The 23,591-nt window shown below is 61.8% G+C and carries 18 protein-coding genes and 1 tRNA gene; 11 read left to right on the forward strand and 8 right to left on the reverse strand.

Annotation, left to right across the window (positions count from 1 at the left end; genetic code table 11):
• Positions 1 to 1,949 precede the first annotated feature (1,949 nt).
• The 4 genes from K315_RS0102645 to K315_RS0102660 form a co-directional block, all read right to left on the reverse strand.
• A complete protein-coding gene (locus tag K315_RS0102645; RefSeq protein ID WP_029576063.1) occupies positions 1,950 to 3,782 on the reverse strand; it encodes a [protein-PII] uridylyltransferase family protein in 1,833 nt (610 codons plus the stop codon).
• Between the two features lie 240 nt (positions 3,783 to 4,022).
• On the reverse strand, positions 4,023 to 4,361 hold the full coding sequence (locus tag K315_RS0102650) for a P-II family nitrogen regulator (RefSeq protein ID WP_015449732.1): 339 nt from the start codon (positions 4,359 to 4,361) through the stop codon (positions 4,023 to 4,025).
• Position 4,362: 1 nt separating this feature from the next.
• Positions 4,363 to 5,646: an ammonium transporter gene (locus tag K315_RS0102655; RefSeq protein ID WP_029576064.1), complete on the reverse strand. Its 1,284-nt coding sequence runs from the start codon at positions 5,644 to 5,646 to the stop codon at positions 4,363 to 4,365.
• 295 nt (positions 5,647 to 5,941) lie between these two features.
• Positions 5,942 to 7,291, reverse strand: coding sequence for an ammonium transporter (locus K315_RS0102660; protein WP_029576065.1), 1,350 nt, complete (start codon positions 7,289 to 7,291; stop codon positions 5,942 to 5,944).
• A gap of 429 nt (positions 7,292 to 7,720) precedes the next feature.
• On the opposite strand from K315_RS0102660, the gene K315_RS0102670 reads away from it, so the two are divergent.
• Positions 7,721 to 8,950, forward strand: coding sequence for a cation:proton antiporter (locus K315_RS0102670; RefSeq protein ID WP_029576066.1), 1,230 nt, complete (start codon positions 7,721 to 7,723; stop codon positions 8,948 to 8,950).
• Between the two features lie 241 nt (positions 8,951 to 9,191).
• On the opposite strand, the gene ftsY is transcribed toward K315_RS0102670, so the two are convergent.
• On the reverse strand, positions 9,192 to 10,502 hold the full coding sequence (ftsY, locus tag K315_RS0102675) for a signal recognition particle-docking protein FtsY (RefSeq protein ID WP_029576067.1): 1,311 nt from the start codon (positions 10,500 to 10,502) through the stop codon (positions 9,192 to 9,194).
• A 233-nt stretch (positions 10,503 to 10,735) separates the two neighbouring features.
• On the opposite strand from ftsY, the gene K315_RS0102680 reads away from it, so the two are divergent.
• From K315_RS0102680 to K315_RS0102690, 3 genes are all read left to right on the forward strand, one after another.
• The gene (locus K315_RS0102680) at positions 10,736 to 11,275 is read left to right on the forward strand and encodes a DUF6652 family protein (RefSeq protein WP_029576068.1); all 540 of its coding nucleotides are present in this window, start codon (positions 10,736 to 10,738) and stop codon (positions 11,273 to 11,275) included.
• 146 nt (positions 11,276 to 11,421) lie between these two features.
• Positions 11,422 to 12,249, forward strand: coding sequence for a TetR/AcrR family transcriptional regulator (locus K315_RS0102685; protein WP_029576069.1), 828 nt, complete (start codon positions 11,422 to 11,424; stop codon positions 12,247 to 12,249).
• Between the two features lie 152 nt (positions 12,250 to 12,401).
• A complete protein-coding gene (locus K315_RS0102690; RefSeq protein WP_029576070.1) occupies positions 12,402 to 13,628 on the forward strand; it encodes a glycosyltransferase family 2 protein in 1,227 nt (408 codons plus the stop codon).
• A 70-nt stretch (positions 13,629 to 13,698) separates the two neighbouring features.
• Here K315_RS0102690 and K315_RS0102695 read toward each other — a convergent pair whose 3' ends face one another.
• Complete coding sequence (locus tag K315_RS0102695) at positions 13,699 to 15,366, reverse strand: C69 family dipeptidase (RefSeq protein ID WP_029576071.1); 1,668 nt, start codon at positions 15,364 to 15,366, stop codon at positions 13,699 to 13,701.
• Between the two features lie 158 nt (positions 15,367 to 15,524).
• Here K315_RS0102695 and K315_RS0102700 point away from each other — a divergent pair, with 158 nt between their 5' ends.
• The 5 genes from K315_RS0102700 to K315_RS0102720 all read left to right on the forward strand — a co-directional run bounded on the left by K315_RS0102700 (position 15,525) and on the right by K315_RS0102720 (position 18,659).
• A complete protein-coding gene (locus tag K315_RS0102700) occupies positions 15,525 to 16,259 on the forward strand; it encodes an amino acid ABC transporter ATP-binding protein (protein ID WP_029576072.1) in 735 nt (244 codons plus the stop codon).
• 142 nt (positions 16,260 to 16,401) lie between these two features.
• Positions 16,402 to 17,214: a transporter substrate-binding domain-containing protein gene (locus K315_RS0102705; protein WP_029576073.1), complete on the forward strand. Its 813-nt coding sequence runs from the start codon at positions 16,402 to 16,404 to the stop codon at positions 17,212 to 17,214.
• A gap of 53 nt (positions 17,215 to 17,267) precedes the next feature.
• On the forward strand, positions 17,268 to 17,930 hold the full coding sequence (locus tag K315_RS0102710; RefSeq protein WP_029576074.1) for an amino acid ABC transporter permease: 663 nt from the start codon (positions 17,268 to 17,270) through the stop codon (positions 17,928 to 17,930).
• A gap of 210 nt (positions 17,931 to 18,140) precedes the next feature.
• Positions 18,141 to 18,401 (forward strand): mycoredoxin, encoded by a 261-nt coding sequence (locus K315_RS0102715; protein WP_029576075.1) that lies wholly within the window; start codon positions 18,141 to 18,143, stop codon positions 18,399 to 18,401.
• A 181-nt stretch (positions 18,402 to 18,582) separates the two neighbouring features.
• Positions 18,583 to 18,659 (forward strand) — tRNA-Lys (locus K315_RS0102720).
• Between the two features lie 126 nt (positions 18,660 to 18,785).
• Here K315_RS0102720 and mtnN read toward each other — a convergent pair.
• On the reverse strand, positions 18,786 to 19,577 hold the full coding sequence (gene mtnN, locus K315_RS0102725) for a 5'-methylthioadenosine/S-adenosylhomocysteine nucleosidase (RefSeq protein ID WP_044085946.1): 792 nt from the start codon (positions 19,575 to 19,577) through the stop codon (positions 18,786 to 18,788).
• 313 nt (positions 19,578 to 19,890) lie between these two features.
• Between mtnN and zwf the strand changes: the two genes are divergently transcribed.
• Together zwf and K315_RS0102735 are read left to right on the forward strand one after the other, a co-directional pair.
• Entirely contained in the window at positions 19,891 to 21,429 is a 1,539-nt protein-coding gene (zwf, locus tag K315_RS0102730) for a glucose-6-phosphate dehydrogenase (protein WP_029576077.1), read from the forward strand.
• Complete coding sequence (locus K315_RS0102735) at positions 21,426 to 22,421, forward strand: glucose-6-phosphate dehydrogenase assembly protein OpcA (protein ID WP_029576078.1); 996 nt, start codon at positions 21,426 to 21,428, stop codon at positions 22,419 to 22,421. The genes zwf and K315_RS0102735 overlap by 4 nt, the downstream gene beginning before the upstream one ends.
• A 134-nt stretch (positions 22,422 to 22,555) precedes the next feature.
• Here the strand turns inward: K315_RS0102735 and K315_RS0102740 are convergent, their stop codons facing one another.
• Positions 22,556 to 23,488 (reverse strand): glycoside hydrolase family 113, encoded by a 933-nt coding sequence (locus tag K315_RS0102740; protein WP_029576079.1) that lies wholly within the window; start codon positions 23,486 to 23,488, stop codon positions 22,556 to 22,558.
• Positions 23,489 to 23,591 lie beyond the last annotated feature (103 nt).

The raw sequence follows: 23,591 nt of genomic DNA on the forward strand, positions 1-23,591 counted from the left end.
ATTCTGTGGATAGCTTGGGGACAATCCGCAGCCGGCACCGCATCGACTTGCATCAATCTCGTCAAAGTGCTATGCGAAGCGATCTCCGCAGCATGGCCCACACACCGTCTTCCCCGCAACCCCCTACCCCGCAACCGACCATCTGCAAACGCCCAGCACGCCCCACTTCCCCACACAACAGCACCGTCATTCGGAATTATTGACGCTGGCGTCAGAAATTCCGAAAACAATAGGTTATCTGCGGTGCGACTAGGTCAGGCCGCAGGCAAGGCAGCAGCGCCGGTTCGGCTTAATCCGGCCGACCCACAATCAGGCTGACCGAGACCAGCGCCGCCGCCTGTGTTCCGCCAAGTTGACTTTGTATGGTGGCATCGCTTTCCCAGGCAGCCCCGTCGTTCAATCCGGGCTGATTGTCCGGGGCGGGACTGCGAAAGGACAGCGAAGAGAAGGATGGGATTTAGGCAGACAGCCGGATGCCTCTGCACCGAATCTGAGAACACAGGATGAAATCGGAATCAGTCCTCAACAGGGACTGGCAGCAATGGGCCGCCAATCACGGAGCTGCCGCAAACCCGCGGAATATCGAGGATTCGCTTATACCACGATAACCAGCAGCAGCCATCACGACCGCCAAAGACACCCGAGACACGGACCGAATCGGAGTACACCAGCCGAAAACCAGTCCAGTCCATACAGGCACCGACCGCCACACACCCAGCGACCACGCCCAAGCCGCAAACCGCAAAACTCCAACGGTCCCCCAACACCACGATAACCAGCCGCCGGCACACCGGCCACACAACCGCCCGAAACCGCGGACCGAACCCGAAATCACAGGCCGAAACCGGAACCAGTCCATACAACAACCTGACTGCACCGGGGCCGTCAATCACGACACCACTGCAAAACCGCGGAATTCCAAGTATCTGCTTGCTGAGCTACAATCTTCCACCGCCGAATCAGCTGCCCGGTCCGCCCGAGCTACGGACCGAACCGGAAAACACCAGCCGAAAACCAGTCCAGTCCACACAGGCACCGACCGCCACACATCCAACGGCCACGCCCGTGCCACAAACCGCGAAATACCAAGGGTCCCCCAACACCACGATAATCAACCGCAGCCAACGCGACCGCAAAGACGCCTGAACCTGCGGACCGAACCCGAAATCACAGGCCGAAACCGGAACCAGTCCACGCCCACCCTCGCCAACACCCAGACGCCAACCACGACACCACCGCAAAACCGCGGAATACCAACGGTCAGATCGTTTCACCACAATCCGCCACCGCCAGGCCAGATACCCGAGATGCCCGCGCCACGGACCGAATCGGAAAACGAATCCAAAAGCCGATCCAATCCCACAATGGCACCAGGAGCCCCGGCACACCGACTACGACCACGCTGGAAATGCGCAATACATCAACTATCCGTCAACACTGCAAACATCAGCCACCAGCACTTCGATATCCCGACAGCCCATACTTTCGGAATTATTGACGCTGGCGTCAGAAATCCCGAAAGTTATGGATGATTGTTGTGACGAACGCTGGGCTTGGGCAGGGACAGTTGCGCGGGTTCGACAGCCCAACCCAATCAGGCCGTTCCGACCACAACGCAGTGCCAGCCGGATCACCGGACCGGCCCTGCCCGATTTCACACCAGCCCGGCCCAACCAGCACAGCCGCCACTGTTCAAACCACCGCACGGTTCGACTTAATCCGGCCAGCTCAATCAGCACTGCGCCAGCCGGTCCGCTGTACAGCCGGCTTAATCCAGCCCGATCCAACCAGCATTGCCGCCATCCGGCCTACCGTTCGGCCCGGCTCTAGCCGACTCCGGTAAGCTTCGCAACAGCCCCGTCAGCCCCGGCCCGTCAGCCCAGCTCCAGCCGACTCCGGCAAGCTTCACAACAGCCCCGTCAGTCTGGCCCGTCTGAGCCCAGTCCAGCTCAGCCCTCCATCGCCTCGCGCGCGGCCTGGTACATCATGCGCACGGTCGCTTCGCGCCAATGCGACCAGCCGTACTGCTTGGTGATCGCCTCGCCGGAGGTGGCGCCCAGCGACGAGCCGTCCGCTCGCGTCAGGTCGAAGAGCATGTCCAGCAGCACCGGGTCGTTCTCGACACGCCCGGCGAGTTCGCGGCCAACCGCGGGATCCTCCGGATCCTTGCCCGTGGCGAATTGCGAGAGCGTCAGATGCTCGCGCACCAGCAGCGTCGCCTGGGCGACCACCTGGCCATCGAAGCCCATACGCCCTAGAATGACCGGCACATGCCTTGCGCCCTCGGCCGCATGGTCGCGCACGCCCGGCCGCTTGCCGATGTCGTGCAGCAGCCCCGCCAGCAGCAGTGTCGCGTATTGTGTGTCGTCGTAGCGCATGCCGCTCGGCGCCTCACGTCCAAGCCGTGAGACGACTTCGATCATATGGCGGTCAATCGTATAGCGGTGCGCCGCAGACGCGGACGGCCGGTTGCGCACGCCCAGCCACTCTGGCATCCACCTGCCCGGCAAATCAACGAAATCAAGCTCCTCCCACACCGGTGGCAGTGCCTGACCCGTGGCCAGGAACCGGATGAACAGTTCGCGCGTCTCGTGGCCCCAGCTTTTATCGGTGACCGGGCAATGCTTGAGATTCAGCAGGGTTGACGGGTTAATCGGCAGGCCGTATTCCGCGGCCGCCACCCCGACACGCAACGGGAGGGTCGCGTCCCGGCTCGGCTCGACACCCACGGCAAGGGCTACCTCCTGCTCATGCTCGACGACGCCGGGCGCGATGGCTTTGAAGGTCGGCGCCTCACGTTTGCCGCCCGCCCGGGGCTGGAACATCTGGAAGAACGCGAACCGCGGTTTTTCATGGGTGAGCGTGTGCCGTGCATGCGAAGCCGTGGAATCCAGCGAGAACGCGATGCGGCGGCCCAGCGTGGCCAGCAGGGTTTGCAATCCTTCAACCGCATCCGTCTCGCGCTCGCCTTCCGGCAGGGTCGGGTCGGCCAAGCCGAGCATCGCGGCGACTTTCGGCTGGTAGGCAGGCAGCAGCAAGTTAGTTTCCTTGCCTGCGACCACGTGCAGGCAGTCGCGCACATCCAGCAGCCGTTCGACCGCCTCATCATACGAGCCGTGGGGCCGGTCGGCGAGCCATGATGCAGCAAGCGCCGACACCAGCACGGTGTCGCGCAATCCACCGCGCGCCTCCTTGATATCCGGCTGATTGAGGTAGGGCAGCCTGCCGAACTCCTCAAGCCGCGACGACGCCGAATCAAGCAACTCCTGCAATCGTTTGCGCGCCGCTTTGCGCCAGCGTTCGAGAATGGATTTCGCCGTTTTCTCGATGAGTTCGGTATCCCCGGCGACCGGCTGCACGAACAACCAACCCATCGCCGCCGGCAAATCATGGTCGGTCACCGACTCGCACTGCTGCCGGGTGCGGACCGCATGGTCGAGGTCGAGACCACTGTCCCACAGGGGATACCACAGTTTGTTCGCCAGCTGGTTGAGCTGGTCGTCTTTCAACGTGTGCGGCTCGACCATGAGCACGACGTCAATGTCAGAGCTCGGGCCGATCTGCCCGCGTGCAAGAGAGCCGACCGCGGCAAGACCCACGCCATGTTCGGGCACGTCGAAGGGCACGGATTCGACCGCTTCCTTCCACAGTTCGCGCAGGCTGGTCATCGCGATTTGCGTACGCTGCTTGCGTTTATCCTTGCCGTGACGGTAGACGCCGTCGGCGTCCGGCTTGCTGACGTCCATGAAGCGTTGTTTCAATCCATCAACCGCAGAAGCCATATCCCCTCCAAACGAGCCATATTCCCCGCGATTTGGGCGGACCGCGCATCAGACGCGACCCACCCCCGCACGGGTGATGAAAGTCCAGCGCACCGCCCGCCAACAGTCCGCTTGAACCTCGATACGGGCGTATAAAGAATCCCCGCACTGCGCCAGCACGTGCGGGGACCCGTCTTATCAATACCCGACCGTCAGCGCCGCGGCAAACAGACGAAACCGCGGCACCGGGGACGGCAGCTTTCAGATGGCGGCCGAACCGGTTTCGCCGGTACGGACGCGGGTGACGGAGTCAAGAGGCGTGACCCACACCTTGCCGTCGCCGATGGTTCCGGTGCCCGCGGACTTCACGATCACACCGACCAGCGTTTCCGCGTCGGCATCGTCGGAGAGCACTTCCACGCGAATCTTCGGGATGAGATCCACCGTGTACTCGGCGCCGCGGTAAACCTCGGTGTGGCCGCGCTGACGACCATATCCATTGGCTTCCGAGACGGTCAGGCCATGCACGCCCGCAGCAGCGAGCGCTTCCTTGACATCATCAAGCTTATGGGGCTGAATAATAGCGGTAATAAGCTTCATCTCACTTCACCTCCTTGAGGACGGAGCTGGCAGTGCCAGCGAAATCATATGCACGCTCGCCCTGGTCGGCCATATCGATGCCTGAAACCTCCTGGGCTTCGGTGACGCGCCAGCCCATCGTCTTCTCAAGCGCGAAGACGATGATCGAGGTCACTACAGCGGAGTAGAGGACGGCAATCAGGGCCACCAGGATCTGGACGACCAGCTGACGCCAACTGCCACCGGTGAACAGACCGGTGCCGACACCGAAGAAACCGATGAGCACGGTACCGATCAAGCCGCCAACGCCGTGAACGCCGACCACATCGAGCGAATCGTCATAACTAAACTTGAATTTCAGACCGCACGCCAGGCAGGTGACCACACCGGCGATTGCACCGATCACCATGGCCCACAGTGGGGAGACCACATCGGCCGCAGGGGTGATGGCGACCAGACCGGCCACCATACCGGATGCCGCGCCGACCGCGGTGTAATGGCCGGAGCGCACCTTCTCGGTGAAGCCCCAGGCGAGCATTGCGGCGGCCGCAGCGGCGGTCGTGCTGACCCACGCGTAGCCGGCGGTGCCGTTCGCGCCGAACGCAGAACCTGCGTTGAAGCCGAACCAACCGAACCACAGCAGGAACGCGCCGAGCATGACGAACGGAACGTTGTGCGGGCGGATTGGCTGCGTGCCGAAGCCCTTGCGCTTGCCGATAATGAGTACGGTGACAAGAGCCGCGGTGGCCGCGTTGATGTGGACGACCGTACCACCTGCGAAATCATGCGCGGCGGCGCCGAGAGCCTGAGAGATGGCACCCGTCGGGGACAGCAGGCCGCCGTTCCAGACCATGTGCGCCATCGGGGCGTAGTCGAAGGTGATCCACAGCGCCACGAACAGCATCCAGGTGCTGTACTTCACGCGCTCAGCGATCGCGCCGGTAATCAGTGCGACGGTAATCATCGCGAAGGTGGCCTGGAATGCCACATCAATGCTGCCCGGATAATCACCGGACGTGTTGGCGGCGGTGAACACGCCGTCCTTGGCGACCATGGAGTCCTTGAGCAGGAAGCCGGTGGCCGGATCGCCGAAGATCCCGCCGATATCCTTGCCTGCGTAAGCGATCGACCAGCCCCAGAACGTCCAGATGATTGCGGTGACCGAAATCGCGGCCGCCGACAGCATCAACATGTTCAGGACGGCCTTCGCGCGGACCATGCCGCCGTAGAAGAACGCCACACCAGGCGTCATCAAGAAGACCAGAGCTGCGGATGTCAACATCCACGCTGCATTTCCGGTGTCCATACATTACCTCCCTCTCCGGCGCCCGCCTTGGACGAGGCGGGCGGGCGAGCGAACCACTCACTTGTAATCCCCATGTGGGAACTGACACGGTTATGGAACGCCCGCCGGGTTTTCGAAACGTTACGGAATGTTACGCCAACGTTACAGCGCTTGTACAATTATCCGCGACTTGTCCCGAATTCCGCGCTTCGCGGGGAACCATGGACAGGAATTCCTGCCGAGTTTGATGACCACATTGTGGGCATTGTCCAACGGCGTGCCACAGGTTGGCGGGCCACAGGACGGCTGCCTCTTGTTACTTGGCGGCGGCGGCCTCCTTCGCCGGTGCGCCAGCGGCACCAGCCGCACCAGCGGCCTCGGCTTCAGCTTCGCGGGCGATACGGGCCTCATAGGCGTCCTCGCTCTTGGTGAGCACGCTCGGCTCGAAATCAGCGTAGGCGGCAATCAGGCCGTGTTCAGGCAGATCAAGGCCGGACAGCTCCTCCTTGGCGGAGACGCGCAGGCCGATCGTGTGCTTGATGCCCCAGAAGATGATGATCATCGTGACCGTGGTCCATGCCGCGACCGCGACCACACCGAGCAGTTCGACGCCCAGCAGCTTCAAGCCGCCGCCGTAGAACAGGCCGCCGTCCTTCGCGAACAGGCCGACCAGCAGGGTGCCACCGGCACCGCAGCAACCGTGGGCGGCGAATGCGCCGACCGGGTCGTCGATCTTGAACTTGTTCTCGACGATGGATGCGGCGTACACGTAGATGAACGCGCAGATCAGGCCGATGAAGAAGGCGCCGACCGGGCTGACCACATCGCAGCCCGCGGTGATGCCGATCAGGCCGGCGAGCGCGCCGTTGATGGTCAGGCCGACATCCGGCTTGCCGTACTTCTTCCAGGCGAGGAACATCGCGGTGAGCGCGCCGACAGCAGCCGCCAGGTTCGTGGTGATGAAGATGCTGCCCATCTCCACCCAGGTGTCCTTGCCGTCAGCGGTAATCGTGGAGCCGGGGTTGAAACCGAACCAGCCGATCCACAGCAGGAAGATGCCGAGCATGGCGAGTGTCATGCTGTGGCCCGGGATTGCGCGGGCCTTGCCGTTCTTATCGAACTTGCCGATACGCGGGCCCAAGAAAATCGCGCCGACCAGCGCGGAAATGCCGCCGACCATGTGCACCACGGTGGAACCGGCGAAATCATGGAAGCCGAGCTGGGCGAGCCAGCCGTCCGAATTCCAGCACCAGTGGCCGGAAATCGGGTAGACGATGGCGGAGATCAAGGCGCTGTACAGCAGGTAGGCTGAGAACTTCGTGCGTTCCGCCATGGCGCCGGAGACGATGGTCGCGGATGTCGCGCAGAACACGGTCTGGAACATCAGGTACACCATCGTCGGAACGTATTGGTTGTACTGGTAGCTGCTTGTCACGAAGAAATCAGGCTTGCCGATGATGCCGCCGATGGACGGGCCGAACATGATGCCGAAACCGAAAATCCAGAACAGGACCGTGCCGATACAGTAGTCCATCAGGTTCTTCATGGCGATATTGCCGGCGTTCTTCGCTCGCGTGAAGCCTGTCTCAAGCATCGCGAAGCCGGCTTGCATCATGAACACCAGCGTCGCGGCGAGCAATGTCCAGATGACATTGGTCGATGACATGGCACCCACTTCCCTTCCTCTCTTGGGGATGGCTGTCTGAATCCAAAGGACGTGGACGGTGTGTCCGAAGGGCGTGAACGCCGTGTCCGAAGAACCGGCCTCAACCCGTCTCTTGTGCGTCCCGGATTCTGGCAACCATGCTAAACAAACGGATTTCGGGGGAACGCACGCCTTGTTACGGGCAGGTCATGTAGATTGCGCTCGTGTAACAGTCGATACCGTGGCGAGATTACAGTGAATCCGTAAGTGAATCCATATATATGATGTCGGTTTGCGGGCGATTGACGGCAGGCGGGCTGAATGTATGCGTGCCGCGCGCGTCATGTATGTCATGCGCATCATATGCGCGAAATGCGATATGTGTGCACGCTGGGAGTGACGGGGCGCCGACGGTCGAAATGTCCAAGGCGTTCGGGAAGGAAGGTTCCGATGGCGGTGTTCGTCGCAACGTTATGCGCGATCTTGGTGCTGACCATGCTGTCCGGTGCGATTTGCCGGAAAACCGGGCTGCCTGAGGTCGTCGGGCAGATCGTGGTGGGCATCGTCTGTGGCCCGGCCGTGCTCGGAGTGATGCAGCCGAGCGACTCCACCGAATTGTTCAGCAATATCGGCATCATCGTGCTCATGTTCCTCGGCGGCGTGGGGTGCGACCTGGGGCTGCTCAAACGCTACTCCAAGGCGGCGCTCATCGTGGCGTGCATGGGCGTGATCGCGCCGGTGCTCATCATGGGCGGGGCGAGCATGGCGTTCGGCTTCGACCTCATGTCATCGCTGTTCATCGACGTGGTGTTCTCCGCGACGTCGGTGTCTATCTCAGTGGCCGTGCTCAAAGAAGCGGGGCGGCTGGACACGAAGGAAGGCGCGTCGATTCTGGGCGCTGCCGTTGCGGACGACGTGATCGGCGTGATCCTGCTGAGCATCATGAGCACGCTGATCAGCACCGGCAGCGTGTCGATTCAGCAACTTGGGTTGATTGCGCTCAAGCAGGTCGCGTTCTTCGCGGGGACGGTGGTCGTGGTGTTGTGGGTGGCGCCTTGGCTGATGACTTTGGCCGCGCTCATCAAAGCGCCGAGCGGCATCGCGATCATGGCGACGATCATCTGCCTGGCGATGGCTTGGTGCTCGGAGCTGGTGGGATTGAGCTACGCGGTGGGCGCATTCTTCGCGGGCATCGCCGTAAGCCGCAGCGACTACCGCGAGCAAGTGGACCGCGACATTGAGCCGATTGGCGACTGCTTCTTCGTGCCACTGTTCTTCGTGAGCATCGGTTTGGACACTGAAGCGGTGCACGACATGCACCTGGTGTGGTTCATCGTGGCGATGACATTGCTGGGCGTCATCACGAAGATCGTCGGATGCGGGCTGGGCGCACGGATGGCCGGATTCAACGGACGCAGCTCCCTAGTGATCGGCACGGGTATGATTCCGCGCGGCGAAATGGCGCTGATCACCGCGCAAATCGGCTTCTCGCAACATATTCTGTCGGACAACTACTATTCGACGATTATTTTCACGATTTCACTGGTGACACTCATCGCGCCGCTGTTCCTGAAGGCTGCGCTGCGAGGCGCGCCGGCGAAAGGCGAGGCGGCTGGGGCCGAGGCTGCAGACGAGGCCGAAGCTGCAAACGGGATCGGTGCTGCGGCGACAGTCGCCTGATTCCTTGCTGGTCGGGCGGCCCTCATATGGCGGGGCTCAGCAGCGGGTCCCGATGGTGGATGTAATCAGCGAGTCCCATCAGCGAATCTCGTCGCGGCCACGAAATCTCAATATCTCAATCCTGTGCCCCGAAATCACGAGATATTGAGATTTCGAATCGCGAGGAAACACGACACAGTAGATGAGGATGCCGCCGATGCGCTCCGTTGCGCACGGCGGCACCACTCCGCACCGCCCAGTGTCAGGCGAGAATGCCGTCGACGAAGTCCTCCGGATTGAAGGGCGCCAGATCGTCCGGGCCTTCACCCAGACCGACCAGCTTGACAGGCACGCCAAGCTCCTTCTGCACGGAAATCACGATGCCGCCCTTCGCGGAACCGTCCAGCTTGGACAGCACGACACCGGTGATGCCGATTGCCTGGGCGAATACCTTCGCCTGTTCCATGCCGTTCTGGCCGGTGGTCGCGTCAAGGACGAGCAGCACCTCATCGACCGGCAGGTTCTTTTCGGTGACGCGGCGGATCTTGCCGAGCTCATCCATGAGGTTCGCCTTGTTCTGTAGGCGGCCCGCGGTATCGATGATCAGCACGTCCGTGTTCTCGTCCTTCGCGCGCTGCGATGCCTCGAACGCGACGGATGCCGGGTCGGCGCCATCCTTGTCGGAACGCACGACCGGCACATTGACCTTTGCGCCCCAGGTTTCCAGCTGGTCGGCCGCCGCCGCGCGGAAAGTATCCGCCGCGCCGAGCATCACGCTCTTGCCGTCGGCGACGAACAGGCGCGCGAGCTTGCCCGCGGTCGTGGTCTTGCCGGTGCCGTTGACACCGACCATGATGATGACGCTCGGCTTGTGCGCTTCGGGCTTGTCAGCGTTCAGGCGACGGTCGGTATCCGTACCGACCATCGCGAGCAGCTTGGAACGTAAGGCCTCGCGCACTTGGGCGGGGTCATGCGTGCCGGTGATGCGGGCGTCGTTGCGCAGCTCATCGACCAGCTGCTCGGAAGCATCCGCGCCGACATCAGCCATGAGCAGCGTATCCTCGACATCCTCCCAATCAGCCTCGGACAGGTGGTCCTTGGCGAGAATGTTGAACAGGGCCTTGCCGAAGGGGTTCGCGCTGTTCGCCAGGCGCGCCTTCAGACGGGTCATGCGGGAGGTCGCGGATTCCGGCGTTTGCGGCTGGGATTCAGCGGTCTGAGAGGTCTGGCTCTCAGGTTGGGCGGATTGGGCCGAACCGGCGGATTCGGTTGACGAAGCCGCTGATTGCGCTGATTCGGCTTGTTTCATCGATTCAGCCGATTCAGCTCCCGACTTCTGGTCGGACGGCGTCGATGCAGTCCCGGCGGCGGATCCGGCTTCGGAACCGGCAGCCTGTTTCGCCGCAATCGCCTTGTCGGCGGCCGCTTTCGCCGCGGCCTCACGGTCTTCACGAGCCTGCTCCGCCGCATCGATGCGCTTCTTGCGCGAACGGTCAGCAAGCACGCCGGCGACAATCAGCGCGATGGCGATAACCGCCACCACAACAATCGCGATAATCTGTTGAGTATCCATACCCCCAGCCTATGGTTTTCAAGGGACAGACCGGACTGGACGCATCCGTCGCCCCCACCCGCCGATCCCACCCGGCACAACGTCTTCGACTCGCCTTGATACACCGGGTTAAGCGGAAGGCACATCGTTGTATTCCGCATCGCTGTATTTCCATGCTGCTGCGTTTCGTCGGCTCCCGTATCCACACAGCCGCATGTGACGCGAGATATAGACCATCGACGGCAGGACATGATATGAACACCAAACATTCGCTCACCGCGCTGACCGCGTTCGAAGCCGCGCAACCCTACCTGTTCTGGCTGTTGGTGTTGTTCCCCGAAATGAACTTGGATGAGGGCGGCAGATTCCTCGACGCGATTCCGTGGGTTTCGGTCTGTTGGGTTGTCGCGACCGTCATCGTGGGCGGGGTATACGTGTGGCTCAGCCGCGGCGGGGAATTCCGTACGCTTGCTCGGAATGCGATGATCATCAAACTGGTGCATATCCCCTACTATCTGCTGGTGTTCGCCTTGGCCGTGGTATCGATTGTGCTCTCGCTGAAGATACCGTTCATCACGCTGACCGTGTGGGCATTCTGCTTCGTCGCCGATGCGACGCTGATTGTGACGAGCGGACTGTATGAACTTGCAGCGGTGATTGCCGGGGTGCGGTGCAAACGTATGACAGGCGGGCAAGGCGTGGTGTTCGCGATTGCCGGTTTCCTGTTCTGCGTGGATGTGGTCATCGCGGTGGTGACGTATGTGAAATCGCGCGAGGTGGTGACGGTTGTTTAAGGCCAGGAAGCTGGCCGAGCGAACCGGTCGTCCGCCGATGCTGAAGACATCTGCGGACGGCCACGTCACCCGCCGATCACCACGCCTCCCCACAGCTGAAATCCACAAGGGGTGGGAAACTAGACACTATGGCAAGTAGTTCGAGGATGACGTCGTATCAGCGGCGCGAGCAGCTTATCGAGATAGGGCGGGCACTGTTTGCGTCCAAAGGGTTCGAAGCGGTGAGCGTCGAGGAAATCGCCGCGAGCGCTAAAGTCAGCAAGCCCATCGTCTACGAGCATTTCGGCGGCAAGGAAGGCCTGTACGCCGTGGTCGTCGACCGCGAAATGCGCGCGCTGACCGACGCGCTCATCGGTTCACTCAGCGACACGGACGCCCATCCCCGGCAGATTGTGGAACGCGCGGCCCTCGCGCTCCTCACCTACATCGAGGAGAATCCGGAGGGATTCCAAGTGCTGGTGCGGGATTCCCCGAGCACCGACCCAACCGGCTCGTTCAGCTCACTGCTCGGCGATGTGAGCTCAAAAGTCGAGCAGATTCTCGTCGAATGGTTCAAACGCCAGCATCTTCCCGTCAAAAGCGCGCCGTACTACGCGCAAATGCTTGTCGGCATGACCGTGTTCACCGGCCAGTATTGGGCCGACCGACCCAAGCTCGGCAAGGAACAGCTCGCCGCGCTCATCGTCAACCTCGCCTGGCACGGTCTGTCCCACCTCGAAGCCAAGCCGGAACTGCGCTATGAGGGCACGAAAGCCAAGCGTGCGCGCGAAGCGGCCGAGAAAGCCGAGCAGAAGGCTGAACAAAAGGCGAAACGCGACCGAGACGATGGCGAGGAACAGCGTAATTCTTCCGCCGCCGGCGCTGATACCGACACCAACGATACCGATGCCAACGCCACCGCCGAATCAACCCCGGCAGACCATACAAACCCCGCAAACCCCGCGAATCCCAAGTCTCCGGAAGACGCGGCGTAATCCGCGGGAACTTGCCGCGTTCTGAACCCGCGGTAACGCCTTTGTGAAATCATCATGCAAATTATGGTGATTTCACAGCAAATGGGTCAATTCCGGCATCGCGTCGTTCCGCCTCGTGATAGCCTTGCACGGGACATACAGAAGGTGGAACAATGACCAATTTTACGGGCACCACGACGCAGCCTCAGCCTGATCTTCAACGAGGAACGATTCCGCAGACGCACGGCGAGGGCGGCAAACTGCCACAGGAACGCACGCTGGTCGATACGCAGGAGAACACACAAGGCGACACGGCCGACAACACGGCGGACAGCACGACTGACAACACACCCGGCACCACACCCGCCAACACGACCGCCAAAACATTGACGTTCGTCGTACCCGCCTACAACATGGAGCAGTATCTCGAACGTTGCGTCGCTTCGTTGATTGACACGCCCGATACCGGCGACATCGAGGTGCTCATTGTCGACGACGGGTCATCCGACACGACTCCAGAGCTCGCCGACCGGCTCCAGGCAGCGCATCCGGGCGTGGTCAGGGCGATCCACCAGCCGAACAAGGGGCACGGCGGCGCGGTCAATACCGGCATTCGTGAGGCCGCCGGCATGTACGTCAAGGTCGTGGACGCTGACGACTGGGTCGGCAAGGCTTCATTCGGCCAAGTCATGGAAACCCTGCGCGCGCAACGCCTCGAACGGGAGCCCATCGACCTGCTGGTCACCGATTACGTCTATGACAAGGTTGGCAAACGCAACAAGCATGTTGTGCATTTCAGCAACGTCATGGATGCGAACCGTAGGCTCGGCTGGGACGATTTGCGGCATTTCGGCATCGCGCAGTACATGATCATGCATGCGCTGACCTTCCGTACCTCGGTCATGCGCGAATCAGGCATGATTTTGCCGGAGCATACCTTCTATGTCGATTTCATTTACTCGTATCAGCCGTTCCCGTGGGTGCGCAGGCTCATGTACCTGGATACGCCGTTCTACCACTACTTCATCGGGCGCGAAGGCCAGTCTGTGCAGACCGATGTGATGATCCGGCGCGTGCGGCAGTTGCAACTCGTCAACCATCTCATGCTTGAGGCGACGCCGGAACGCGGCACCGTGCCGGACGGGCTGTACCGGTACATGATCCACTTCCTGTCGATCAACAGCGTGGTGACCAGCGTGTTCCTGATTCTGTCGCGCGACCGTGAAAATTACCGCCAGAAGGACCGGCTGTGGCACGACATCGATGTTACTTCGCCGCAAATCGGGCATGATGTGCGGCATAAACTCGTCTCACGCGCAATCAACCTGCACGGGCAGACCGGGCGATTCATCATCCGGCACGGCTACAACATCGCCGAACACGTCGTTGGTTTCAACTGACGACCGTTGTCCCGGACCGGCTACACCGCAACGAGTTTCGGACAGTAGCCGGTCCGAGAGCCTGGGATGCTCAGCGGTCGGACATAGCAAAGGAATTGCGCATCAGGTTGCTGGACGTGTACAACACCTTGCTGAGCAGCTCCTGGGTTTGCGAGCGCAAGTAATCCGCCATCTGCTGGTTCGCCTGCTCGAGGGCGTCGCACGCAGTACGGCAATCGGCGGATTCTCCGGAAGCAGCATCGTCGGCCGCCCCGACGGCAGCATCCACGCGCACCCCGCTATGCTTGATGCCTTCGACATCCTCGATATCGGCGCAACTCACGGCATGCCCGGCCCCGGCGCCAGCACCAACACCCGTCGCACCCCGCAGCGAGGCATCGACGCGAGCGATATGCGCATGCCCATGCGACATGACGTTCTCACGGTAATGCTCGATCGCGTTGCTGTTCGACACATAATGCGGGTCGGCGAGCGCCGCGATAATCCGGCTCGTCCAGTAGAACGAGTTCGTCGACACCTCCGCGCCCGTATCACGCAAATACGCAGGCGTGTCGCGCACATTCGTGTAGAACGGTGTGAGCGTGGTGAACGGGCCGGACCCGTATTGCAGCCACATCACCGACCGGTTCACTTCCAGCTCGTATGGGCGAATCTGCAGCAATCCCATCTGCCCGGTGCGGTTGATGCCGATCGGACGATACCGATGCCGCGTCTCATCCGTGCCGCGCGTACCATATGGGTCGTACGGCGTGTCCTCGAAATGCGAAGCCATCAGAAACGCGACATCCTCGACCGTCACGCGGTTCTCCGGCCGGCGGCACCACGGAATGTCATCGGATATCGGCGTGTACCGAGCAGCAGGCGAATCCCAATCCTCGCTCGGGTTCAGATAACGCTCCATATACCAAGCGCGCGGGGTGTTGTAAATATGGTCTTTTGTCGTGCGCGTGCCGAACAGCGTGCGTGGGTTGAACTTCTCCGCGAACCGCACGCCATTGCCCATGCCGTTGCCCATGCCGCGGTCAAGATGATTCTCGCGGATGAACTCCACCAGATCGGCGCTGCACATATGATCGCGGGCATCGCCAAACGCATCCTCTATATCAAAATCGTCAAGCCCCAGCTGGTTGGGAATCGCGGCATAGCAGTCATCCGGCACACGCTTGGCAATCCAATGGTGTCCGCCAATCGTCTCCACATACCACACGTCGTCCACATCCGAAATGGCGATGCCGTTCGCCTCATACGTGCCGAACCGTTCCAACAGCTCGCCCAGCCGACGCACGCCTTCACGCGCGGAATGCACGTACGGCAGCACCAACGTGATGAAATCCTCCTCGCCGATACCACCGGGGATTTCCGGCCGGTAATCATCATCGCCGGGATTGCCGTGGGCCGGCTGCAATTCGACCATCGGATCAGCACCGAGCACCCGCTCGTTCACCGCGATCGTCTCGGTCGCGCTCATCGCGATATTGCGCTCGCTGATCCCGCATTCCGCGAGGATTCCGCGGCCGGGCAACGCGTTCGGGACAATGCTGTAGCGGCATGGGTCGCCCGGCAGGTCGATGCTCACGTGGCTCAGTTCGCTGCGGTAATGCCGCGGCTGGTCGCACGGATTGACGGCGATGAAGCGTTTCGGGTCGTAGCGGCCAGAACCGGAATCGTCGTTGCGGGCGATCATGGTCGAGCCGTCGATAGTGGCGGATTTTCCGACAAGAAGCGTAGTACAAGACATGATTCCACTGTAGGACGGCATCGGGATGAGCTGGCGTGGGCGGGCGCTGATAGCCTGCGATAGGCGATTGGTATAGCCGCGCCGAAAACGGTCACCGGCCCGGCCTATACAGTTGATAGATACAAGTCCGCCATATAGGTCCCGTGAAAGGAGCGTCAATGATCACCATCCGCGACGTGCATAAACGTTTCGGCGAGCATGATGTGCTCACCGGTATCGATCTTGATATTCCGCACGCGGCGACGGTCACCGTCATCGGTCCGTCCGGATCTGGCAAATCCACGCTGCTGCGTGTCATCGACGTGCTCGAACATGCCGATAGCGGCACCATTGATTTCGGCGACGGCCCGGTCGATTTAGCGACCCGCGACAAGGCGACGATCCGCGCAATCCGTTCACGCATCGGCTTCGTGTTCCAGAACTACAATCTGTTCGCCAACAAAACGGCGTTGCAGAACGTGACCGAGCCGTTGATCTACGCGCAAGGCAAGTCACGCAAGGCGGCCGAAGCCATCGGGCGTGAACAGCTTGACCGCGTGGGGCTCGCCGACTTCGCCGACCGCTACCCCAGCACCCTGTCCGGCGGGCAACAGCAGCGCGTGGGCATCGCACGGGCCATCGCCGCGAAACCTGAGCTTCTGCTGCTTGACGAGCCCACCTCCGCCCTCGACCCGGAGATGGTCGGCGGCGTGCTCGAAGTCATCCGGCAGCTTGCCTCGGACGGCATGACCATGCTCATGGTCACCCACGAGATGCGGTTCGCCCGGGAGGCTTCCGACCATGTCGTGTTCTTCGAGCACGGCGGCATTGTGGAGCAAGGCACAGCAAGCGACATTTTCGACCATCCGTCGCAGCCGAGGACCGCGGAATTCCTGCAATCCTTCGCTTCCTGACCCTCGTTTCAGGCCGCATGCAATCGACTGTCTGCCAGCGCAGTCCCCGCAATCGGCACGTCTCTGCCATATGCCAAACGTCATACGTCATACGTCATCGTCGGCAATCAATCACCATCAATCACATACAAGGAGAGCAACCATGACCACACGCACACGCCATACCCTGCGGCTCGCCGCCGCGGCCCTAGCCGCCATCACCCTGATCGCGCCGCTGGGCGCTTGCGGCTCCTCCAGCTCGTCCACGAGCGCGCTGCAGGAAGTCAAGAACAAGGGAACGCTGGTCTTCGGCACCGAAGGCACATACGCGCCCTACAGCTACCATGATTCGAAAACCAACGAGCTCACCGGCTACGACGTGGATGTCGCCACTGCCGTCGCCAAAGACCTCGGCGTGAAAGCCGAATTCTCCGAAGCGAACTTCGATTCGCTGCTCGCCAGCGTGGATTCGAAGAAAACTGACAGCGTGGCCAACGAGATCACCACCACTGCCGAACGCAAGGCGAAATACGATTTCACCGAACCGTACGCCTACTCCTATGGCGTGGTCGTCACCCGCAAGAACGACAATTCCATCAAATCCTTCGACGACATCAAAGGCAAGAAAGACGCCGGGCAGAACGGCAGCAACTGGGCGAAAGTCGCGCAAGATAAAGGCGCGACGCTCGTGCAGGTCAACGATTTCTCGCAGGCCGTGGAAACCCTGACCTCCGGACGTGCCGACGTGATTGTCAACGACGGGCTCGCTGTGCTCGACTACCTCAAGCAGAAGCCGAACGCCGACATCAAAATCGCCGTGAAAAGCGAGAAAACCCCTGCCGCGCACTTCCCGCTGCGCAAGGGCAGCGACGACCTGACCGAAGCGATTAACAAGTCCATCGCCAAGCTGCGCAAGGACGGGACGCTCAAGAAGATCTCTGAGAAGTACTTCGGCGAGGACATCTCAACCAAGTAACCCTCGGTTGCGCTGGAAACTGAAATCCGGCATAGATTACGAAAGGAGCCGCAATGGACGGCAGGGTCTGGCAGATAGTCGTCGATTCATTCGGCAAACTACTGATTCCAGGAATCACGGTGACGATTCCACTCACCCTGGTCTCCTTCGCCATTGGCTTGGCGCTGGCGATCATCGTGGCGCTCACCCGCGTGGCACGTACGCCGGTGCTCACGCAAATCGCGCAGTTCTACGTGTGGGTGTTCCGCGGGACGCCGCTGCTCGTGCAGCTGTTCGTGATCTTCTTCGGCCTACCGTCCATCGGCGTGACCATTCCGGCGATTCCGTCCGCCATCATCGCGTTCTCGCTCAACGTGGGCGCCTACGCGTCCGAGACCTTGCGCGGGGCGATTGAAGCGGTGCCGCGCGGACAGTTCGAGGCCGGGTACGCGACGAATATGTCGTACGTGACGATCATGCGCCGCATCGTGCTGCCGCAGGCGTTCCGGTCGGCGTTCCCCGCGCTGTTCAACACGCTCATCTCACTGGTCAAGGACACGTCGCTCGCCGCGAATATCACCGTCGTCGAGATGTTCATGACCGCGCAGCGCATCACCGCCGTGTATTACGAGCCGCTCGCGCTGTACCTTGAGGTAGGGGTCATCTACCTGCTGTTCTGCACGGTGCTCACCTGGGTGCAGCACTGGTGCGAACGGCGGCTGGCGGCGCACAGCTGATTGCGGGGCGCGGCTGAGCTGCGAGCCGTGAAGCGCGGAAGGCTGTCGCGGGGCCGGGCGGGCGCGGGGCTACGCTGTCTGTTTTGCGCGGACTGCGAATCCTGATGCCGGACAGCTGCATCCGCCATCGTCTTGCCTTAGCATAGGCAACCAACGCGCGGGGTGAACGGACGGGAGCCCCGCCGGCAACCATCAACGAAAGAAGGAACCATGAGCGATATCAACGTGTACGGCGCAAGCTGGTGCGGCGGCTGCAAGCGGGCCAAGGAGGCGCTGAACCGGTTCGGAGCGGCGTTCGACTGGCACGATATCGAGCAGGAGGACGGCGCCGCCGACAAGGCCGTGGAAATCAGCGGGCAGAAGCACATCCCGGTTGTCCAGTATTCGGACGGATCATTCCAAGTCGAGCCGTCGGCCAACGATATCAAGGCGAAACTGCAGGAGCTGGGTGCGCTGCCGGCAGAGGTATGAAGCGTAGCTGAACGAAAACATGGCTGAACGAAAACATGGCTGGGACTCGCGCAGGCCTGGCCTAGACCGTTAAACGGTGCAAGTGTGCCAGCGGCTCATTCCCGCGAATCCCAGCCACTCACACGCTTCATCGGCGATGGCCGGCATGCCGGTCGAGCCATGGTGTACAATACCGTTTGTTGCCCCTCTAGCTCAATTGGTTAGAGCAGCGTCCTTTTAAGTCGTGGGTTGTGGGTTCGAGTCCCACGGGGGGCACCACCTAAGCCCTTGGAACCCAGAAGTTTCAAGGGCTTTGTTTTTCAAAGCATTCCATCTGTCTGGTTGCGAATGCCACGTTTTCCCTTATGCGTGGTAGATTTCCGACGATTTTGCGGGGTATCCGGCTTATGCGCGGCGGATTTGTGCCGCTCGTAGGGCCGCTAGGACCGCCCGGACCGCCGACCCGGCGTTTTGGGCGGCGAGGGTCATGTCCGACTGGTGACGGTTGAGGTCTTCGTAAGCCTCGCCGCAGCGGTTGCTCATCGCGCGCACGGCCAGGAAGGGCACGCGGTTCTTGGCACACACGTGGGCGGCCGCCGCGCCTTCCATCTCCTCGCAGTCGCCATGCCAGACGCGGCGGGTGTGCTCGAGTACGTCGGGATCGGTGTTGAACTGGTCACTGGTCGCAATCGTGCCGAGCGTGTACCGGCGGTTGGAATCGTTGTCAGTGACGGCAACAGCAGCGGCGGTACCGTCCATTTCAGCCAATGACGGCGCGCGACGATACCCCTGTTCGTCCAGAACCTGGCAGGCGAGCGCAGAAAGACGGTCATCGGACGCATACGTGTGCAGGAAGGGGTCGCATTCGGCGATGATGTCGTTGTTGGTCTCCAGATACACCAGCGAACGGCCGACCACAATATCCCCGACCTCCAGCAACGGGTTGAGACTGCCCGCAATACCGCTGAATATCAGGGCATCCGGATGATATTCGCAGATCAGCATTTGGGCGGCGGCACCTGCGGCGACCTTCCCCATACCGCCCACGCACACGACGACAGACGCCTCGCCAAGCTGCCCGGTGACCAAATCAGTGCCGTACCGGCTGCTGCGCTCGATTCCATGCAAGCCCTCGATGATGGGTTCAGCTTCCTGCGGCAGCGCACACAGCACCGCAACGCGATGATGAGTCTCCATACTCCGATCGTCGGGCACGGTTGCGACATTCGACGGGCGGCAGACGGACGGCGGCGGGCGGATGGCGTACGATACCCGGCCGTTGTACGACGCGGCAGTCGCGTGCTGGGCAGATAGCCTGATGGCAGAACCGTGGCCCGGTGATATCCGGCGCCATCTGACAGCCGTGCGATCGGGCAGTCACAACAACGGAGCGATATCCCACCGCCGCCCCACAACCGGCCTGTTTGGCGCGATACGCCAGTCGTGAAATCGGCACCGCAGCGCGGACGGCCCGAAACCAAACACCTCCCCCACACGTATGATGGCCATTATGAGTAACACACCAACCTGGACCAACCCGCTGCGCGACCCGCGCGACCTGCGTCTTCCGCGCATCGCCGGCCCGTGCAGTCTGGTGATTTTCGGCGTGACCGGTGATTTGGCTCAGAAGAAGCTCCTGCCAGCCGTCTATGATCTGGCGAATCGCGGTCTGCTGCCGCCTAGCTTCGGCCTGACCGGCTTCGCCCGCCGCGACTGGACCAACGAACATTTCATCGAATTCGTCAAACAGGCAGTCAAGGCCCGTTGCCGCACCCCGTTCAAGGAATCCACGTGGGAGAACCTTGCCAAGGGCATCCGCTTCGTACAGGGCACCTTCGACGATCCCGCGGCGTTCGAACGGCTGAGCAACACCGTGCAGGAGCTTGACCGAGACCGCGGCACGCAAGGCAATCACGCTTTCTACATGTCAGTCCCACCGCGCGCGTTCCCGCTGGTGTCCAAGCAACTCGCCGCATCCGGCCTGTCACGCTCCACCGAAGGCGCGTGGCGCCGCGTGATCATCGAGAAGCCGTTCGGCCATGACCTGGAAAGCGCCCGCGAGCTTGACCGCGTGGTGTCCGAGGTTTTCGACCCGAGCTCGGTGTTCCGCATCGACCATTATCTCGGCAAGGAAACCGTGCAGAACATCCTCGCGCTGCGATTCGCGAACGAGATGTACGAGCCGATCTGGAATTCGAACTACGTCGATCATGTGCAGATTACGATGGCCGAGGATATCGGCATCGGCGGTCGCGCCGGCTACTATGACGGTATCGGCGCCGCACGCGATGTCATCCAGAACCATCTGCTGCAGCTCATGGCGCTCACCGCGATGGAGGAGCCGGTGAGCTTCTCCGCACAGGATCTGACGGCCGAGAAAACCAAGGTGCTGTCCGCTGTCCGCCTGCCGAAGGACTTGCGCGCCCACACCGCCCGCGGCCAGTACGCCCGCGGCTGGCAGGGTTCGCACGAAGTGGTCGGTTATCTGGACGAAAAAGGCATCGACAAGTCAAGCACCACCGAAACGTATGCTGCGATTCGCCTCGACGTGGACACCCGCCGCTGGGCCGGCGTCCCGTTCTACCTGCGCACCGGCAAGCGTCTGGGCAAGCGCGTCACCGAAATCGCCGTCGTGTTCAAGCGCGCCCCACACCTGCCGTTCGAGCAGACCGCGGTTCGCGAACTCGGCAGCAATGCGGTCGTGATTCGTGTGCAGCCGGACGAGGGCGTGACCATGCGGTTCGGGGCGAAAGTCCCCGGCGGCTCCGCGATGGAAGTGCGTGACGTGTCCATGGACTTCAGCTATGGCCGTTCCTTCACTGAAAGTTCCCCGGAAGCCTATGAACGCCTGATTCTTGACGTGCTGCTCGGCGATCCGCCGCTGTTCCCGACCACTGAGGAAGTGGATCTGAGCTGGAAAATCCTCGACCCGATCGAACAGTTCTGGTCAACGCTCGGGCAGCCGCAGCCCTATCGTTCCGGCACGTGGGGCCCGGCGGAAGCCGACGAGATGCTGGCCCGTGACGGCCGCCATTGGAGGATGCCATGATTATCGACCTGCCTAATACACGAACCCGCGAAATCTCTGCGAAAATCGACGAACTGCATGAGGAGCGCGGCGAGTCGGCGACCGGGCGCGTACTCACGCTGCTGATTCGTACCGACGATGCTGAGCTTGAGAACTCGCTGGAAGTCGCGAATGCGGCGAGCCGTGAGCATCCTTGCCGCGTGATTGCGATTGTGCCGAACACGCACGCCACCATCGCTTCTGGTGCGGTGTCAGCTGAAGGTGAGGATGGCACTGACGGCGAAGGCTCCAGCACCAAGACTGCCGACGAATCTAATCTCGACGCGCAAGTGCGATTCGGCGCGGACGCAGGCGCTGGCGAAGTGATTGTGCTCCGCCCGCGCAACGGCCTGGTCGACCATCTCGACACGCTGGTCATCCCGCTGCTCGTGCCGGATGCGCCGGTCGTGGCCTGGTGGCCGACGAATCCGCCGTCCAACCCGTCGAAGGACCTGTTGGGCGCCATGGCGTCGAGCCGTATCACCGACGCGATGCGTTCCAGCAACCCGGAAGCCACCATCGAACGGCTCCGTCGCAACTGGTCCGCCCAAGATGTGGACCTGTCGTGGACGCGTCTGACCGTATGGCGCGCCATGCTCGCCTCCATGGTCGATCAGCCGCCGCACATCCCGATTGTGCGCGCCCGCGTCACCGCGCCGAACGACTTCCTGCCTGCGGACCTGCTGTGCGCGTGGCTGCGGCTCAAGCTCAACGTGCCGGTTGATTTCGAAGCCGACGAGCATGCCGAGGCGGTCACCGGCGTGTATCTGACCCGTCAGGACGGCGGCGTGCTGTCGCTGGAACGCCCGCACGAGGACCAGTCGATCATCAGCGTCCCCGGGCAGACGCCGCAGCCGATCAGCGTGCCGGTGCGTACGCTCGAAGACTGCCTGACCGAGGAGCTGCGCCGCATGGACCCCGACGAGGTTTACGCGGACGTCATCAACAAGGGCTGGGATTTGATCTGGCACTGAGCCGGACAGGATTTCTGCCGCGTAAGACATGCTGGCTCAGGAACGCCCGGTCGTATAGCACTGATGAGCAAGTGTTGTATGACCGGGCGTTCTTGGTATGTAGCGGCATAATCAATCCGCTCTCCCATCGCCAATCAGTGGGCGAACGCCTCGCGGATTACGAATTCGGCGGGTTTGTTGTAGAACTCGTAGTAGCGGTCGGAGGCTGCAGCGTCGGCGCTGTACAGGACGGGCGGCCAGCTCCACAGCACGCAGCCGCGGATCCAGTCGCGCGAGCCCATCGCGTCGAACAGGCTGCGATACCAGTCCGCCTGCGCTTGCAGATCGACCGGTCCTTCGAGCGTCCAGCTGTTGGGGATGTGCTGCGAACCGGCGGTGGACATGCAGCCGGCTTCCGCGAAGAAGAACGGCTTGCTGAAGCGCTTCACCACCTGTTCGATGCGGTCAAGCTGCCGTGTCCAATCCTCAATCGGATAGTAGCCGCTCGATGAAATCATGTCGCACGCGTCCCACCAGCGCACGTTGTGTTCCTGGTATTTGTCGGTGTTGTAGCTGACCGGGCCGTCGTAGCATTCACGTACGGCGGCGATGACCTGCCGCCACTGTTGTTCGCGATGCTCGCTCATCACCATTTCGCAGCCGGGGATGAACAGGTCGACACCCTCCCGCTGGGCAAGTTGCGCATAATGCCGCTGAAACTCTTCATACTGTGCGAACCATACGCTCCACTTCGGCTCGCACACCACGTCCTCATCAAAGAAGCTGATGTAGGCGCGCCAGGTGCCGTCGGTGCAGTTCACCGTGGGTTTGAGGCCGACCGCCATGCCGAGGCTGCGGGCGAAGTGCATCATGTTGATGAGTTCGGCGTCGGACATCGTGGCGTCCGTGGTGTAGTCGATGCGCTGGCTTTGCGGGTGCTCCTGGGCGCCGAGCGGCACGAACACGACCATATTGGCGCCGGTGCGTTCCTTCATGGTGCGCAGGCTTTCTCGGGCTTCATCAGTAGCGAGTTCGCCGCGGCGGGCGAAGGGGGCGAAGGTGATGCCGTGGATTTGTTCGGGCAGCATGAGGTTCTCCTTTTGACTGCTGGCGCTTGTCATGCATCGGCGAGTCACCGTCGGTTGTCGTCGGATTGATGCATGCGGATTCATTGCATTCTCAGCATAATCG

Origin of the sequence: Bifidobacterium thermacidophilum subsp. thermacidophilum DSM 15837 (assembly GCF_000426425.1) — a bacterium.
GTDB classification, from domain to species: Bacteria; Actinomycetota; Actinomycetes; order Actinomycetales; family Bifidobacteriaceae; genus Bifidobacterium; species Bifidobacterium thermacidophilum.

Bases quoted from the DNA above. Each gene is read 5' to 3' on its own strand.
- K315_RS0102645 (WP_029576063.1), bottom strand. From the start codon at position 3,782: ATGGCTTCTGCGGTTGATGGATTGAAACAACGCTTCATGGACGTCAGC.
- K315_RS0102650 (WP_015449732.1), bottom strand. From the start codon at position 4,361: ATGAAGCTTATTACCGCTATTATTCAGCCCCATAAGCTTGATGATGTC.
- K315_RS0102655 (WP_029576064.1), bottom strand. From the start codon at position 5,646: ATGGACACCGGAAATGCAGCGTGGATGTTGACATCCGCAGCTCTGGTC.
- K315_RS0102660 (WP_029576065.1), bottom strand. From the start codon at position 7,291: ATGTCATCGACCAATGTCATCTGGACATTGCTCGCCGCGACGCTGGTG.
- K315_RS0102670 (WP_029576066.1), top strand. From the start codon at position 7,721: ATGGCGGTGTTCGTCGCAACGTTATGCGCGATCTTGGTGCTGACCATG.
- ftsY (WP_029576067.1), bottom strand. From the start codon at position 10,502: ATGGATACTCAACAGATTATCGCGATTGTTGTGGTGGCGGTTATCGCC.
- K315_RS0102680 (WP_029576068.1), top strand. From the start codon at position 10,736: ATGAACACCAAACATTCGCTCACCGCGCTGACCGCGTTCGAAGCCGCG.
- K315_RS0102685 (WP_029576069.1), top strand. From the start codon at position 11,422: ATGACGTCGTATCAGCGGCGCGAGCAGCTTATCGAGATAGGGCGGGCA.
- K315_RS0102690 (WP_029576070.1), top strand. From the start codon at position 12,402: ATGACCAATTTTACGGGCACCACGACGCAGCCTCAGCCTGATCTTCAA.
- K315_RS0102695 (WP_029576071.1), bottom strand. From the start codon at position 15,366: ATGTCTTGTACTACGCTTCTTGTCGGAAAATCCGCCACTATCGACGGC.
- K315_RS0102700 (WP_029576072.1), top strand. From the start codon at position 15,525: ATGATCACCATCCGCGACGTGCATAAACGTTTCGGCGAGCATGATGTG.
- K315_RS0102705 (WP_029576073.1), top strand. From the start codon at position 16,402: ATGACCACACGCACACGCCATACCCTGCGGCTCGCCGCCGCGGCCCTA.
- K315_RS0102710 (WP_029576074.1), top strand. From the start codon at position 17,268: ATGGACGGCAGGGTCTGGCAGATAGTCGTCGATTCATTCGGCAAACTA.
- K315_RS0102715 (WP_029576075.1), top strand. From the start codon at position 18,141: ATGAGCGATATCAACGTGTACGGCGCAAGCTGGTGCGGCGGCTGCAAG.
- mtnN (WP_044085946.1), bottom strand. From the start codon at position 19,577: ATGGAGACTCATCATCGCGTTGCGGTGCTGTGTGCGCTGCCGCAGGAA.
- zwf (WP_029576077.1), top strand. From the start codon at position 19,891: ATGAGTAACACACCAACCTGGACCAACCCGCTGCGCGACCCGCGCGAC.
- K315_RS0102735 (WP_029576078.1), top strand. From the start codon at position 21,426: ATGATTATCGACCTGCCTAATACACGAACCCGCGAAATCTCTGCGAAA.
- K315_RS0102740 (WP_029576079.1), bottom strand. From the start codon at position 23,488: ATGCTGCCCGAACAAATCCACGGCATCACCTTCGCCCCCTTCGCCCGC.